The 14,585-nt window shown below is 67.5% G+C and carries 11 protein-coding genes and 1 pseudogene; 5 read left to right on the top strand and 7 right to left on the bottom strand.

Annotated elements, in window-relative coordinates; translation table 11 throughout:
- Positions 1–50: 50 nt before the first annotated feature.
- Positions 51–2,135 carry a site-specific DNA-methyltransferase gene (locus OIE13_RS34570; RefSeq protein ID WP_326829279.1) on the bottom strand — a complete coding sequence of 695 codons (2,085 nt, stop codon included), beginning with the start codon at positions 2,133–2,135 and terminating at the stop codon, positions 51–53.
- Between the two features lie 842 nt (positions 2,136–2,977).
- On the opposite strand from OIE13_RS34570, the gene OIE13_RS34565 reads away from it, so the two are divergent.
- Positions 2,978–3,493, top strand: coding sequence for a helix-turn-helix domain-containing protein (locus OIE13_RS34565; RefSeq protein ID WP_326829278.1), 516 nt, complete (start codon positions 2,978–2,980; stop codon positions 3,491–3,493).
- A 145-nt stretch (positions 3,494–3,638) separates the two neighbouring features.
- Here OIE13_RS34565 and OIE13_RS34560 read toward each other — a convergent pair whose 3' ends face one another.
- Positions 3,639–4,127 carry a hypothetical protein gene (locus tag OIE13_RS34560; RefSeq protein WP_326829277.1) on the bottom strand — a complete coding sequence of 163 codons (489 nt, stop codon included), beginning with the start codon at positions 4,125–4,127 and terminating at the stop codon, positions 3,639–3,641.
- 165 nt (positions 4,128–4,292) lie between these two features.
- Here OIE13_RS34560 and OIE13_RS34555 point away from each other — a divergent pair, with 165 nt between their 5' ends.
- The 3 genes from OIE13_RS34555 (at position 4,293) to OIE13_RS34545 (ending at position 9,279) form a co-directional block, all read left to right on the top strand.
- On the top strand, positions 4,293–4,700 hold the full coding sequence (locus tag OIE13_RS34555; protein ID WP_326829276.1) for a hypothetical protein: 408 nt from the start codon (positions 4,293–4,295) through the stop codon (positions 4,698–4,700).
- The gene (locus OIE13_RS34550) at positions 4,697–5,572 is read left to right on the top strand and encodes a DUF3037 domain-containing protein (protein WP_326829275.1); all 876 of its coding nucleotides are present in this window, start codon (positions 4,697–4,699) and stop codon (positions 5,570–5,572) included. The genes OIE13_RS34555 and OIE13_RS34550 overlap by 4 nt, the downstream gene beginning before the upstream one ends.
- A gap of 542 nt (positions 5,573–6,114) precedes the next feature.
- Entirely contained in the window at positions 6,115–9,279 is a 3,165-nt protein-coding gene (locus tag OIE13_RS34545; RefSeq protein ID WP_326830332.1) for a CARDB domain-containing protein, read from the top strand.
- Here the strand turns inward: OIE13_RS34545 and OIE13_RS34540 are convergent.
- Positions 9,242–10,255, bottom strand: a pseudogene (locus tag OIE13_RS34540) (FAD-dependent oxidoreductase); the annotation flags it as partial. The gene OIE13_RS34545 and the pseudogene OIE13_RS34540 sit on opposite strands and share 38 nt — an antisense overlap.
- A gap of 5 nt (positions 10,256–10,260) precedes the next feature.
- On the opposite strand from OIE13_RS34540, the gene OIE13_RS34535 reads away from it, so the two are divergent.
- Positions 10,261–10,503 carry an FCD domain-containing protein gene (locus OIE13_RS34535; RefSeq protein WP_326645156.1) on the top strand — a complete coding sequence of 81 codons (243 nt, stop codon included), beginning with the start codon at positions 10,261–10,263 and terminating at the stop codon, positions 10,501–10,503.
- 91 nt (positions 10,504–10,594) lie between these two features.
- Here OIE13_RS34535 and OIE13_RS34530 read toward each other — a convergent pair whose 3' ends face one another.
- From OIE13_RS34530 to OIE13_RS34515, 4 genes are all read right to left on the bottom strand, one after another.
- Positions 10,595–10,792 (bottom strand): multicopper oxidase domain-containing protein, encoded by a 198-nt coding sequence (locus OIE13_RS34530; RefSeq protein WP_326646909.1) that lies wholly within the window; start codon positions 10,790–10,792, stop codon positions 10,595–10,597.
- Positions 10,793–10,843: 51 nt separating this feature from the next.
- Positions 10,844–11,899, bottom strand: a complete 1,056-nt coding sequence (locus OIE13_RS34525) for a TRM11 family SAM-dependent methyltransferase (RefSeq protein WP_326645157.1) — start codon at positions 11,897–11,899, stop codon at positions 10,844–10,846.
- Positions 11,900–12,494: 595 nt separating this feature from the next.
- Positions 12,495–13,088, bottom strand: a complete 594-nt coding sequence (locus OIE13_RS34520; protein WP_326645158.1) for a GNAT family N-acetyltransferase — start codon at positions 13,086–13,088, stop codon at positions 12,495–12,497.
- Entirely contained in the window at positions 13,085–14,557 is a 1,473-nt protein-coding gene (locus tag OIE13_RS34515) for an APC family permease (RefSeq protein ID WP_326645160.1), read from the bottom strand. Before OIE13_RS34515 ends, OIE13_RS34520 begins: the two co-directional genes overlap by 4 nt.
- Between the last annotated feature and the right edge of the window lie 28 nt (positions 14,558–14,585).

Genomic DNA, 14,585 nt, shown 5'->3' with positions numbered 1-14,585 from the left:
GCCCCGAATCATCCGAGGCGGGACCAGAACGCAAGATTTTCAGTGCACTTCTAGCTCACAGATTCCAGCACTTCTGCCTCGCCAACGGCGACTTTCACTGGCTGCAGGCTGGAGTGACCAGCACCGAATGGCGACTTACGAGCCGATTTGCGACGGTAGTTATCGAGTACCTTATCTGGGATTAACTCGAGCCGTGATCCCTTGCGTGCCGCCTTCAGCGCTTCTGCGGCGCCGTCCACTATCTGGGTCGCCCATACCTCGACCACCTCGTCTTCGGCTAGCCGATCAAGGATCGCGATGACGGTCCCCTCGCCTACCATGCCGTCGATGACGACGTATCGGGTGCGGCCCTGCTTGGCTGCGAAGATGCCGTCGGGCTTGTAGGGGACGGATAGCTGCGCGCACATCGCCTCGGCCAGTGCGCCTTGGGTGGCCCAGTCGGCTAAAAGGACAATCCCGGCCATCTCGACGAACATGGACTCGCCAACCTGAAGGTGTGTGAAGCTGCCTCCGCCGTGCCAGTTGACGGTCGTAACGTTCTTGGTCTTACTTGCTGCCCTGAGGGCCTTGACCGTAGTGTCATCGAGTTCTGGCCCGACGGCCTTGGCGACCTTGGCGAGCAGTCGGTTGAACTCCTGCGCCTCCTCCGGAGTCATTCCATCGGGAAGGCCGCGCTCGCCTTCCTCGTCGTCACCCATCGCAGAAACCCGCTCGGTGACGGCGGTAGCGCCCCCGGGGTCCTGGCCGTTGACGACCTTGGCGAGCCGAGGCAGCGTATATCGGGCCACGGTATCGGCCAGCAGTTCGCTGGTCACCCACCGGCGGCCCATCTTGTGAGCGACGGCTGCGGTGGTACCTGACCCGGCGAAACAATCGAGGACAATATCACCGGGATTCGATGCAATGTGGATGATGCGGGCCAGCAGGGCCTCTGGTTTCGGCGTCGCGAATGGATGCTCGTCGGGGAACAGGGCCTTGATCTCGAGCTTCCCGCGAAGGTTCCCTCCGACCTCGCTTCCCAGCCAGAGAGTTTCGGGGACGCGGCCGTTGTCCTCCAGGTGCTTCTTACGCTGGATCCGCTCCCGGAGGCCGAGCATGACAACATCCGGCCAGTGCCCGGCGTCGTAGCGGGCACGGGCGAGAGGGGCTGCCTCCTCCACAGGCACCGACAGCATGATTGCCGGGACACCCGCCCGGACCTTGTCCGGCGTTGTTCCACAGATAAGTGCGCGCTCCACCTCGTCGCCGATGTCACGCAACTCGTAAGGCGCGTATTCCGACATCTGCTCCAGCATCCACGTCTGGGCCTTCCCCCAGCAGCGGCCCGCAGTCGGATACATCAGGGTGCCGGTGACAGGGTGTTGGATCGCGTACACCATCGGGTGGTTCGTGGCTGCCTTGCCCGCAGTCGCGTCCCCATCGCGCCACGGCACAGGGTCCCCGTCACGTGACTGGTAGCGGCTCGTATTCGAGACGGCGAGCCTGGGCATTCTGTTCGGGGTCCAGGACTCGGTCTTCCGGTAGACCAGGATCGTGTCCTGAGATGTCGAAAGCAGTCTGGTGTCGTTCCGGGGCGAGTCCGCCTTCTGCCAGGCGATCTCAGCGACAAAGTTGCCCTCCCCCAGCTCCTCGTCGAGGACAACGCGGCACCTATGCGACTCCATGTGGTCAAGATGCACCCATACGGATCCGTCCTCAGCGAGCAACGGCCTGATCTGGCGGATCCGATCCCGCAGGAGGGTAAGCCAAATTGAGTGCTCGATGTTGTCTTCGTAGTGGGCGAACGCCTGCCCGGTGTTGAAGGGCGGATCAATGTAGACCAACTTGACCCGACCGAGGTACTTCTCGGCGTACGCCGGGATTTTGGCGAGCGCGTCCAGCACGTGCATCGCGTCACCGGTAATCAGCAGGTTGTCTCTGGTGGGCTCCGGCAAGCCTGCTGGTCGACTCGCAGGCATAGGGGCGTCAACGAGCCCCACCTCGTGGAGCAGCCGGACCTCGGAGACCCGGTAGTCCGACGGATCGACGAAGGTGTAATCGTACTTTCCGTCCCCAGTCGACAAGAGCGTCTTGTCCTTGTCGGTCCAGGTCAGTTCGAGGCGGCCCTGGTGCCGGGACGTCGAGTTCGAGGCCATGCAGCGTTCCCTTACGAGTTGAAGGCGGCACTGCCTATCTTGCCGGACCCCGCCGAGCGACGCACACGCTCGTAGTTGTTGCCGCGCGGAGACCCTGAGTTTCGGCCAAGCTCAGAGCACGAGACCTCGGCTGCACGTCTGGCTGGGCGCCAACCGTAACCTAGCCCGTATCCGCCAGCTTTGAGCTGGTGGAAGCCTTGAAGGGCTTTGCACCGCTGGTTCCTCACGTACCGGTGATCAAAGGCGGACTTCACCTAGAGGATTTCTATCTATGCAGGTCAGAGGCATGATCGTGTGTCACGTCGAGCTTTCAGGTTCAATACCACTCAGGACCAGTCGGCGGTTGTCGATCGGCGGGATTCGACCGAATCGGTGCCTGGATAAGGGGCGGTCAGAGCGGGAGCTGCTACCTCAAAAGCCCGGTGCGGCGGGTGCCCGCTGAGTGATCTTCAGGAACAGCGTGCCGCTGCAAGAATCGACGGCGTAGGCGGCCACGGGGACCTTCGCCCAGCCGAACGCACGAAAAGTGGATTCGAGAGCGGCAGGTCGAGCTGGAGCTCCAGCGCCTGCTCGACAAGAAGCTTCGCTCGCTGCTGTCACGTCGAGCCCCTACACCGCCTTGGGGGCGTAGAAGATCGTCGCGCCAAGGTCAACGTAGATCGCTCCCATCGCCTGGAGAACCTGGAGGCAGGTCCGTCCGCTGCCCTGGGCTCCAGGATCACCGCGATGAGCATTACTGACCATGAAATCTCGGCGTGACGGTGTGCCCGAGGCCGATTCCAGTGCGTTGTTCTCGCAGGTGTAGACCTGAAGGTATGAGATACGCGGACAGAAGCGGGGGCTTGTCCGCCCGGGCTCGATCGCAGCGCGAGGAGTTGCGGTTTCGGGCGGCGGACATGTTCGCCGGGGGAATCGGTGCACCGCGGGTGGCCCAGCTGCTGGGCATCACCCGCAAGTCGGCGTGTGAGTGGCGCCGGACCTGGCTGGAGGGCGGCAAAGCCGCTCTGGTCTCCAAAGGGCCCAGCAGCAGATGCCAGCTGAGCGATGAACAGCTGGAGCGGCTGCAAGAGGAGCTGAAACGCGGCGCGGCCGCGTACGGCTGGACCGATCAGCGCTGGACCCTGTCTCGGGTCAGACTCCTGATCAAGGAGCTGTTCGGGGTGTCCTACACGGTGCGCGGGGTGGGGTACCTGCTGGCGCGGCTGGAGTACTCCCCGCAGGTGCCGGCTCACCGCGCGCTGGAACGCGACGAGGAACAGATCACCCGCCGGCACGAGCGGGGGTGGGCGAATATAAAAGCGTCGCGGCGGCCTGGGGCGCCTGGATCGTCTTCGTCGACGAGTCCGGGCGGGGTCTGAGACCGCCCAAGGGCCGCACCTGGGCGCCTCGGGGCAGACCCCCGATCCTGCGGGTGTCGGGCAAGGGCTCAGGACGGGTGTCGATCGCCGGGCTGGTCTGCATCAAGCCGGGAAGACGCACGAGGCTGATGTACCGGACGATCACCTACCACCGCCGTAAGGGCGGGAAGAAGGGGTTCGGGCCGGGTGACAGAGGCAGTACGTCGTTGCCCCAGCCGGGGTCGACGCCGGAGACGAACAGCGAGCCGCCACCGTCCGCGATGGCGGCCAGCACCGGTTCGCGCAGCTCCGGCGGGGCGCCCCGCTGGTCGTAGAGCGCGTACAGCGAGGGGGTGGTGACCACGGCTCCGGCCCGGATCGCCCTGATGAAGTCGGCGAGGGCCTCGTCGGGACGGATGTCGCCGGACGCCGCGTACACCACGGCGTGCGGACCGCCTGCCAGCACCGCGTCGATGCCGTCGGTGGCGGCGATCCCCAGCTCGTGGCCGAGGTCGCCGAGGCCGCCCACGTCGCGGCCGACCTTGTCGGGGTTGTGGACGAGCACTGCCGCGAGTTTCAGCGCCGGATGGGCCTCGACGGCTCGGATGGCCGCGCAGCCGACGTTGCCGGTGCCCCAGACAATCGTGGAGAGCATGCGCGGAGGGCAGCAAGCGCTTGGTTAGATGTATGGTGCCGTCGCCATCCCGGCCGACAGGTTCCGGCCAGAGGCGGGCCGACCGGGGACCCGCTTCGACGGGTGGCCTGAGCGGTGACAACCGGGCGGGCACGGCCCCAACCTCGGGCGGCGAGGTCCTCTGCGATGGTGACGCGTTACAGGTTCGTTGAACGCGCAGGCCTGGGAGGTGAGCTCGGCTCCGGCGCTCTCCGGGAGCCTGCCGCGAAGGGTGGCCGCGGGTCGTACTCCATGAGGAACCGGATAAACCTCTTATCCGTCTCAGAAAAACGTCACCCCATAAGCCGGGAGATAATTTTCTATAAGCTTCCCGACCCTCCAGGCGGGCTGAGCGGGGAGGCGGTCGAAGAAGTGTCAGAGGCACTTGAGAAGATAAATCGCGATGCTCTCGTCAACATTCTGCGTGGTGTGCCAGCATCGTGGCCAGTCAGTGATGACGACCTGGAAGCGCTTGGCTGGTTTCTCGAACACAGAGCGCCTGCTGTCGCCAGACGCGTCCGAGCATTGATCGCGAGGGAGGGCCAGTCAAGATGAGTCGTTACGTCTACTCGATCATCAGATGTCTCCCCTATCCACGAACGGGCGAATTCGTCAACTATGGGGCGATCGCCGGCGATCCATCCACCGGGGACTGGGACATCCGTCATCTCAGTAAAACAACTGATCGCATCCGCAAGTTCGCCGGCATTTCCGCCTTGGAGACGGCCAACACCTTCATGCTTCGGCTGGGCAACGAGATCGACGCTCGTCGTGCACTGATGGAAGACGGCGGCCCCCCTCTCAACGAAGAATGGCTGCTGGAGATGCACAACGATCACCGTAGTGTCATTCAGCTCAGCCCACCGGCCCCCATTTTGGCGGACAACGCACGAGAAGCACTGGATCTGGTCTTCGAATACCTCATCAATGATCCGGTGACGCAACCCCGTCCAGCATCGGTCACAAAGTACGCACTCACCAGCAGGCTCCGAGACGTCTATCGACGTGTGGACATCGATCCGTCCCTCGTCCGTCAACGACCTCACATCTTCGTAGGCGAACATGTCAACTACACCCTGGACTTCGCGATCGCCAACGGCCATGCGGTTCAGTTGACACAGGCGTGGTCGTTCCGCCGCTCCGGCCTGGACGAGGTGTCAATGCAGGTAAAGGCCTGGGGGTACGCTCTGGAGCGCCTTCGCCACGGCGAGAGTGCCCGTGTGGTTGACAAAACAAACGACCACGTAAGCACGATCGACAGGAACGTTGATCTTCAAGTCGTCGTGGCTTCACCGGAGACCGCAGAACAGAAGCGCGTCTACGCGGAGGCACGAGAGGTGTTCGACAGCCTGTCGGCCGAAGTTCACCCGTTAGAGGACATCGAAGCCATTGCGACTCGCGCCGCCAAGCTCATCCGACACATGTAGATCAGCTCGGCGCAGTGCCCGCCGTCCAAAACTCATCTGAACGTCGGGGCTCTGGTCGCGGGTCTCCCGCCTGGCCTTGTTGACCTGCTCGGGCAGGAAACGGCCCCACTGATCAAACGGCCACTGCGAGCCGATCCCCAGCACGCGGCGTTCATAGGCGACGGAACCGGCCTCGGCCGACGCCATCCGCGTGCCCGCAGCCACCGCGACGAGCTCTCGGCCGGGAGAGGGACACGTGTTCACGGCCGCCCCGAGCCCTTTCACACCCCGGCGTCGGGCCGGTTCGGCACGCCGTTTTTCGCCGTTGACGCGGTCGTAGCACATATGCAACCTTTGGCCAACACTACGCAAGAATCTTGCAAAGAAAAGTTTATTTTCTCGCGACTCTTCGCAACTTCAGGAATGCGCTGCGCCCATGCACCTGCCCCCCATCTGTGTGCGGTGAAGGCGCATGCCTTCACGCCTCGGCCCTGTCGTGCTCGACGAGAGATGGAAGAACGCGAATGAGAAAACCGTACGGACCGTTACGGCTAGTGGCGGCCATGCTGGCGACCACGGTCGCCGCCGGTCTGCTCGTCATGGGATCGGTCGTGCCGGCCTCCGCCGCGGGCGGACCCAACCTGTCGCCGGGCAAGGCGACCCAGGCCGGCAGTTCCACCGCCGGGTACCCGGTGTCGGCCATCAACGACGGCGACCAGAACACCTACTGGGAGAGCGCGAACAACAGCTTCCCGCAGTGGGCACGGATCGACCTCGGCACTGCCACGAGCGTCGACCAGATCGTGCTGAAGGTGCCCGCCCCGGCCGCCTGGCAGACCCGCGCCCAGACCCTCTCGGTCCAGGGCAGTGCCGACGGCACCGGCTACAGCACCGTTGTGGCCTCGTCGAACTACACGTTCGACCCGGCGACCGGTAACAAGGTCACGATCGACTTCAGCGCCGCGACCCACCGGTACTGGCGCGTCAACGTCACCGCCAACACCGGCTGGCCCGCCGCGCAGATCTCCGAGTTCGAGATCTACGCCGCCGCCGGCAGCGGCGACCCCGGTTCGAACCTGGCCATCGGCAAGGAGATGGTCGAGTCCGGCCACGTGCACACGTTCGTCGCGGCCAACGCCAACGACAACAACACGGCCACCTACTGGGAGGGCAACGCCGGTTACCCGAACACGCTGACGGTCAGGCTCGGCGCCAACGCGAGCGTCAGCTCGGTCGTGCTGAAGCTGAACCCGGACGCCGTGTGGGGCACCCGTACCCAGAACATCCAGGTCCTGGGCCGGGAGCAGAACGCCACGGGCCACACCAACCTGGTGTCGGCGCAGAACTACACGTTCAACCCGGCCTCCGGCGGCAACACGGTGACGATCAACCTCAACGCCACCGTCGCCGACGTCCAGCTGAAGTTCGCGAGCAACACCGGCGCACCCGCCGGGCAGGTCGCCGAGTTCCAGGTCATCGGCGTCCCCGCGCCGAACCCCGACCTGACGGTCTCGGCTCTCACCTGGTCCCCGAACGCGCCGATCGAGACCAACGCGATCACGCTGACCGGCACGGTGAAGAACATCGGCACCGCCGCCTCCGGCGCGACCAATGTCAACTTCTATCTCGGCGGCACGCTGGCCGGCACCGCTCCGGTCGCCGCTCTCGCGGCCGGCGCCCAGGCCACGGTGACCGCGAACATCGGCACCCGCGGCGCGGCCGGCTACTCCGTCAGCGCCAAGGTGGACGAGTCGAACACGGTCTTCGAGCAGAACGAGGGCAACAACGCCTTCACCGCGGCGTCGCCGCTGGTGGTCACCGAGGCTCCCGGCCCCGACCTGCAGGTCCTCGGCATCAGCTCCAACCCGCCGAACCCGGCGGTCGGAGCGGCGGTCACGTTCACCGTGGCGGTGAAGAACCGCGGGAACACCGCGACGGGCGCGACCACGGTCACCCGGCTGACGGTGGGCGGCACCACGCTCAACACCGACACCCCGTCGATCGCCGCGGGCGCGACGGTCAACGTGGCCGTCAGCGGCAGCTGGACCGCCACCAGCGGCGGTGCCACCATCACCGCCACCGCCGACGCGACCAACGCCGTCGCCGAGACCAACGAGACCAACAACACGCTCTCCCAGGCGATCGTGGTCGGGCGCGGGGCGGCGGTTCCGTGGGTCGAGTACGAGGCCGAGGCCGCCAGGTACCAGGGCACCCTGCTGACGGCCGACCCGCTGCGCACCTTCGGGCACACCAACTTCGCCACCGAGTCCTCAGGCCGGCAGTCGGTGCGGCTTAACAGCACGGGGCAGTTCGTCGAGTTCACCTCGACCAACTCCGCCAACTCGATCGTGGTGCGCAACTCCATCCCCGACGCGCCGAACGGCGGCGGCATCGAGGCCACCATCAGCCTGTACATCAACGACACCTTCGCCAGGAAGCTGACCCTCTCGTCGCGGCACAGCTGGCTGTACGGGAACAGCGACGGCCCGGAATCACTGACGAACACCCCGCAGGCCGACGCCCGGCGGTTGTTCGACGAGTCGCACGCGCTGCTGTCGTCGACCTACCCGGTGGGGACCAGGTTCCGGTTGCAGCGCGACGCGACCGACACGGCCTCGTTCTACATCATCGACCTGATCGACCTGGAGCAGGTGGCACCACCGGCGAGTCAGCCGGCCGGTTGCACCTCGATCACGGCGTACGGCGCGGTGCCCAACGACGGGCTCGACGACACGGCCGCCATCCAGCGGGCGGTGACGGACGACCAGAACGGGGTCATCGGCTGCGTGTGGATCCCGGCGGGACAGTGGCGGCAGGAGAGGAAGATCCTCACCGACGATCCGCTGAACCGGGGTCAGTTCAACCAGGTGGGCATCAGCGACGTCACGATCCGCGGGGCGGGGATGTGGCACTCCCAGCTGTACACCCTGACCGAGCCGCACCTGGCGACCGGCGGCATCAACCACCCGCATGAGGGCAACTTCGGCTTCGACATCGACGACAACGTCCAGATCTCCGACATCGCCATCTTCGGCTCGGGCCGCATTCGCGGCGGCGACGGCAACGCCGAGGGCGGGGTGGGGCTGAACGGGCGGTTCGGCAAGAACACCAAGATCTCCAACGTGTGGATCGAGCACGCCAATGTGGGCGTCTGGGTCGGCCGTGACCACGACAACATCCCGGATCTGTGGGGGCCCGCCGACGGGCTGGACTTCAGCGGCATGCGCATCCGCAACACCTACGCCGACGGCATCAACTTCAGCAACGGCACGCGGAACTCGCGGGTGTTCAACTCGTCGTTCCGCACCACCGGCGACGACTCCCTGGCGGTCTGGGCCAACCGGTACGTCAAGGACCCGGCGGTGGACATCGCGCACGACAACCACGGGGTCACGGGGGCACGAGGTCACGGGGGCACGAGGTCACGAGGTCACGGGGGCACGAGGTCACGAGGTCACGAGGTCACGAGGTCACGAGGTCACGAGGTCACGAGGTCACGAGGTCACGAGGTCACGAGGTCACGAGGTCACGAGGGCGCGGGGCCACGAGGGCGCGGGGCCACGAGGGCGCGGGGCCACAGGGCGCGGGGGCGCGGGGCCACAGGCCACGGGGGCGCGGGGCCACAGGCCACGGGGGCGCGGGGGCGCGGGGCCACAGGCCACGGGGGCGCGGGGGCGCGGGGTCGCCGGATCAGTGGGCCACGGCCGCGGCGCCGTGCTCGTCGATGAGGGCGCCGGTGGTGAACCGCTCCAGGGAGAACGGCGCGTTCAGCGGGTGCGGCTCCCCGGTCGCCATGGTGTGGGCCATGGTCCACCCGGCCGACGGGGTGGCCTTGAAACCGCCGGTCCCCCAGCCGCAGTTGACGTAGAGGTTCTCCACGGGCGTCCTGCCGATGATGGGCGAGGCGTCGGGCGAGACGTCGACGATGCCGCCCCAGGTACGGAGCACGTGTGCTCGGGCGAAGATCGGGAACAGTTCGATCGCCGCCGCCATCTGCTTCTCGATGACGTGGAAGGAACCGCGCCGGCCGTAGCCGTTGTAGGAGTCCACACCGGCCCCCATGACCAGCTCGCCCTTGTGCGCCTGCGAGACGTAGACGTGCACGTGGTTCGACATGACCACGGTGGGGTGGACCGGCTCGTACAGCTCGGAGACCAGTGCCTGCAGCGGTTGCGACCGCACCGGCAGCCGGAATCCGGCCTTCTCCGCCAGGACGCCGCTGTGGCCGGCACCGACCAGGCCGACCACTCCGGCGTTGACGACGCCCCGCGTGGTCCGTACGCCGACGACCCGGTCACCGTCCTTGACGAAGCCGGTGACCTCGCAGTTCTGGATGAGGTCCACGCCCAGCGCGTCCGCGGCGCGGGCGAAGGCCCAGGCCACGTGGTCGTGTTTGGCGATGCCTGCCCGGGGCTGGAACGTCGCGCCCAGCACCGGGTAGCGGACGTCCGGGGAGATGTCGATGATCGGGCACACCTCGGCCACCTCCTCGGCGTCGAGCCACTCCGCGTCGACGCCGTTGAGCCGGTTGGCGTTGACCCGGCGACGGGCCTCGCGAACGTCCTGGAGGGTGTGGGCGAGGTTGAGCACACCCCGCTGACTGAACAGGAAGTCGTAGTCCAGTTCCTCGGGCAGCCGCTCCCACTGCTTCAGCGCGAACTCGTAGATCCCGGCGCTCTCGTCCCACAGGTAGTTGGAGCGGACTGAGCGTGCACCGCGCCCTGTATGCCGCCACCCGAAACCCCTACCTTGAGGACACCCTGGTCCGCTACGGCAACCTGGCCACCCGGATCTGGTGCCTGTTCGTCGACCGGCTTCCCGGCATGGCGAGCCACGTCGAGGAACACGGCCCGCTGCTGCGCGCCGTCGTCGACGGCGAGCAGGAGCGGGCCGCCCGGCTCGCCGCCGAACACGTCGCGGGCTTCGAACGCGCGGTCCGCGCCCTTCTCTGAGCTCCCGGCCGCCGGGACCCGTCGATCATTTGACGATCTCCAGGACCGCCATCATGCCCGCGTCCTCGTGGTTGCCGCCGGGACCCGTCGATCATTTGACGATCTCCAGGACCGCCATCATGCCCGCGTCCTCGTGGTTGAGGATGTGGCAGTGCAGGACGGTCTTACCGGTGTAGTCGGTGAAGTGGGTCCGGATGACGACCTGCCCCCTGGGGGGAATGTTCACGGTGTCCTGCCGGCCATGACCGTGGTGAGGCCGCCCGTGGACGCCCCCGGCTGAAGCGGTCAGGGGTCGGGCACGGCGGGGGCGCCCCCGCCGTGCCCTCCTTGTCCGCCGCGCTTATCCTCCCTGTGCCCGGCGCCGGGACGCCGGTCGTCGGCCCCTCTCCCCTGCCATGAGCCGGACGATGTACGACTGGGCACCGGAGAGGCGGACCTGCTGGACGTGGACGGGGACCAGCCGCTGCCGGATGGCGGTGCCGAGGTCGTCGGTGTCGGGGATCAGCACCACCGCCATTCCGTCGGGAGCGAGGACCCGCCGCAGCTCCGTCCACCAGCGGGAGGGAGCCCCGTCGAGCAGGCCGTGCGCGGCGACCTGCGTACCCCAGGGTGGGTTGCACACGACGCGGTCGATGCTGCCGTCGGTCAACGGCAGGTCGCCGGCGTCGGCCGGGCGGATGGTGATGGCCGGGGAGTCCGCCGCGTTCGTACGCGCCGCCCGCAGCGCGTCCGGGTCCAGGTCGAAGCCGCAGAAGCGGGCGTCCGGCCGCAGCTGTCCGGCCTCGATGAGCAGGGTTCCGGCACCGCAGCAGGGGTCGAGCACCCGGTGATCGGCCCGGATGTCGGCCATCCGGGCCATCGCCGCGGCCAGCGGAGGATGCAGGGTGCCCGGGATCGTGCACCGCTTGTAGGTACGGCGGTGCAGCGGCCGGTCGGTGATCCTCAGCATGAGCGTCGCCCGGGTGCCGTCCAGGATCAGCCGCCACGCGCTGTGGGCCGGCGGCGGCGCGACGCCCCCGCGCCGCGAGTGGTATCCGGCTCCCAGCCTCCGCGCCAGGGCCCGGCCGACGGCGTCCTCGGCGTCGTACCGGTTGAAGTTCCGCCTGCCCAGGAAGGACGCCGACACCTCGACACCGGTGAGCTCGCCGGAGCCTCCGCAGCCCAGCCGGTGCCGGAGCAGCGTGTCCACATCGGTGACGGCCACGAGCTCGGCGAGCGCGTCGACCCCCGTTCTGGCCGCTCCGATGTCCGGCAGTTGGGCGGCGAGCAGGAACACGTCGTCCGCGGTGCGCAGCCGGACCACCCCGGGCTCCGGTCGAGGCGCACGGAAGTGCACCTCACGGTGGCCCAGATGGGTGATCGGACCGAGTCCGAGCTGGAGGATCTCGGAGGCCACGATGGGCTCCAGTCCTCGGACGCACCGCGCCACCAGGCGCGCCGCCGTCACGAGACGGCGAGAGCGCTGGGACGCGGGGCGGTGAGAAAACGCGCGCGAATGCGCATGATGATCGTTCTTCTCCCACGTCAAGGTTCGGGACGGCGCCACGCCGCCCCGCCTCGTCGACGACGGGGGTTCCTCGCCTCGCCGACGGCCCCTTAACGCAGGTGGAAGAAGAAGATCATGGAACGGATGGTAACAGTCCCAGTCCGTGATCAGCCAGCGCTGTATCGGCTCAGGAGCCTACGCGGATCACGCCTCCACGACACCGGTCCGCGAACCGACCCCGATGGCGGCGGCTCGCGCTGTTCGGCCCGCCCTCATATCGAGAGGACGGGCCGCTGTGCATCCCGGCCATCCCGGCCGCTCCGGTGGCCCCCGCGGCCGAGTAGGCGCGTTCCCGGCCGGGGCGCCGGGAGCCATACCCAGGCGCCCCGGCCCGCCTGCCGGACCCCTCACCGATCCCCGGTCCGGGCCGCCGTCTCCGGCGTCCCGGACCGGGCGTTCGGGGACTCGGGTCCGGTCATGACACCGTGACCGGCGGAAGATCCGGTCAGGGGCTCGGCGGGCGCCACATGGGGAACATCGGCGGGCCGTCGGGCATGAACATCGGGTCGCCGAGGTCCTGATAGCCGTGGCGCAGGTAGAGCCTGCGACTGCGGGTGCTGCTGGCCTCCAGGTACGCGGGTATGCCCGCCTCGTCGAGCCCGCGGTGGTACTCCTCGAGCAGCCGGGTCCCCGTCCTCCGTCCCTGGTGCCCGGGGAGCACGGCAAGGAACGCCAGGTAGTGGTGCGGGTCGTGGGGGTGGCGCTTGTCCATCTCCTCCCCCATCTGCCCGATGCGCTCCGCGTGGGGACCGGCGAACGCCTCCACCCGGGCGTCCCGGTCGGGGATCTCGGGAAGCGGCTCGGCGCCTTTGTGGAACCATACGGCCACGGCGGACATGTCGGCCGTCGCGTGGACCTCGCCGTGGATGAGGGCGCTCTCGGTGATCATGGAGAAGAAGGGGGGCATCACCCGGCGGCGGTCGTCGTCCGGCGGGATCATCCAGGCCGAGATCTCCTGCTCGTGGAAGGAGGTGGCGATGATCGCGCCGATGGTCTCGGCGGCTCCGGGAGCGTTCTGAACGCGAATGATCTCTGTCATTCGGTCCCTCCCACAGCCGCCTGGGCGCCCCGCCCGATGTTCGCGTATACCTTCGGCCGTTTGGCCCGCAGGGCGAGTCCCCACATGACGCCGAGCCCCACGGCGACGAAGTAGACGGCGGGCATGATCCAGCGCAGCGGGGAGTCGGGGGCCACGCCGAGCACGGTGTCGAAGTTGGCCATGACGAGCACGATGACCACGATCAGCAGGACCGAGGAGATACCCGGGGCGATCCTGGTCCGCCAGGCGTTCTCCTCGTTGGGGTTCTTGGCGAAGAAGACCAGCACGGAGATCGAGGTGGCCGCCAGCATCATGAGCAGTCCCAGGCCACCGAACGATCCGACGGTGAAGAACAGCTGGACGACCGGATCCAGGCCGAAGACCGCGTATATGACGATCGTGACCAGCCCGATGACACTCTGCGCCACCGAGCCGTTGACCGGGGCACCGGTCCGGGGGGAAGTACGACCGAAGGTCTCGGGCAGCACCCTCTCCCTGCCAAGGGCGAAGACGTAGCGGGAGATCGTGTTGTGAAAGGCGATCAGCGCGGCGAAGAGGCTCGTCACGAAGAGGAGAGAGCCGATGGTGGCGACGGTCGCCCCCAGGTGCTGCCCGGCCAGGTTGAACAGGAGGACCGAACTCTGCTCGCGCGAGGTCTCGACGATCTTGTCCGAGCCGATCGGCACGGTCATCGCCCAGGACGACACGGCGTAGAGCCCGGAGATGACGGCGAGTGCGACGTAGGTCGCGATCGGCACCGTGCGCCTCGGGTCCTTGGTCTCCTCGGAGAACACCACCGACGACTCGAAGCCCGCGAAGGACGCGATGCAGATCGCGACCACCGCACCGATCCCGGGGACGAAGAGGTTCGACGGGTCGAAGACGTCGAGGCTGTAGCCCGAGGCCGCCGGGTTGATCAGGTCCGCGATGTCGAACACGACGACGACGGCTATCTCCGTCAGCAGCAGGACCGACAGGACCTTCCCGTTCACGTCGACCCGCAGGAGGCCGAGCACCCCGGTCAGCACCCAGGCGACCAGCCCGATGACCCACCAGGGCGGAGAGCTTCCGAACCAGTCGGCGATCAGCGGCTGGGCGGCCGCACCGATCATGCCGTAGAGACCCACCTGGAGCGCGTTGTAGGCCAGCAACGCGACCCACGCGGTCGCCACACCCACCGGCCTGCCGAGCCCTTTCGCGGTGTACGCGTAGAACGCCCCGGCGTTGACGACGTAACGGGCCATCGTCACGTAGCCGACGGCGAACAGGCCCAGGATGGCTCCCAGCAGGACGAAGGCGAGCGGCACGCCGGTCACGCCGGTCGCGGCGTAGGCGGCGGTCACCGAGCCACCGATGACGGTCAACGGCGCCGCCGCCGAGATGACGAAGAACACCACCGACGGCACACCGAGGCGGTCCTGGGCAAGCGCGGCGGAAACGGCGCTGGCCCTTCGTTCTGTCACGGACATTGGGATCCTTGAAATGAGGGGGGTGGGT

Origin of the sequence: Streptosporangium sp. NBC_01810 (assembly GCF_035917355.1) — a bacterium.
Classification (GTDB): domain Bacteria; phylum Actinomycetota; class Actinomycetes; order Streptosporangiales; family Streptosporangiaceae; genus Streptosporangium.
Note: the sequence above shows the minus strand (reverse complement) of the source record. Positions and strands in the feature narration are given on the sequence as shown.

What these genes read in the sequence shown, in the direction of transcription:
- OIE13_RS34570 (WP_326829279.1), bottom strand. Translation starts at nt 2,135, where the DNA reads ATGGCCTCGAACTCGACGTCCCGGCACCAGGGCCGCCTCGAACTGACC.
- OIE13_RS34560 (WP_326829277.1), bottom strand. Translation starts at nt 4,127, where the DNA reads ATGCTCTCCACGATTGTCTGGGGCACCGGCAACGTCGGCTGCGCGGCC.
- OIE13_RS34555 (WP_326829276.1), top strand. Translation starts at nt 4,293, where the DNA reads ATGGTGACGCGTTACAGGTTCGTTGAACGCGCAGGCCTGGGAGGTGAG.
- OIE13_RS34550 (WP_326829275.1), top strand. Translation starts at nt 4,697, where the DNA reads ATGAGTCGTTACGTCTACTCGATCATCAGATGTCTCCCCTATCCACGA.
- OIE13_RS34545 (WP_326830332.1), top strand. Translation starts at nt 6,115, where the DNA reads ATGCTGGCGACCACGGTCGCCGCCGGTCTGCTCGTCATGGGATCGGTC.
- OIE13_RS34520 (WP_326645158.1), bottom strand. Translation starts at nt 13,088, where the DNA reads ATGACAGAGATCATTCGCGTTCAGAACGCTCCCGGAGCCGCCGAGACC.
- OIE13_RS34515 (WP_326645160.1), bottom strand. Translation starts at nt 14,557, where the DNA reads ATGTCCGTGACAGAACGAAGGGCCAGCGCCGTTTCCGCCGCGCTTGCC.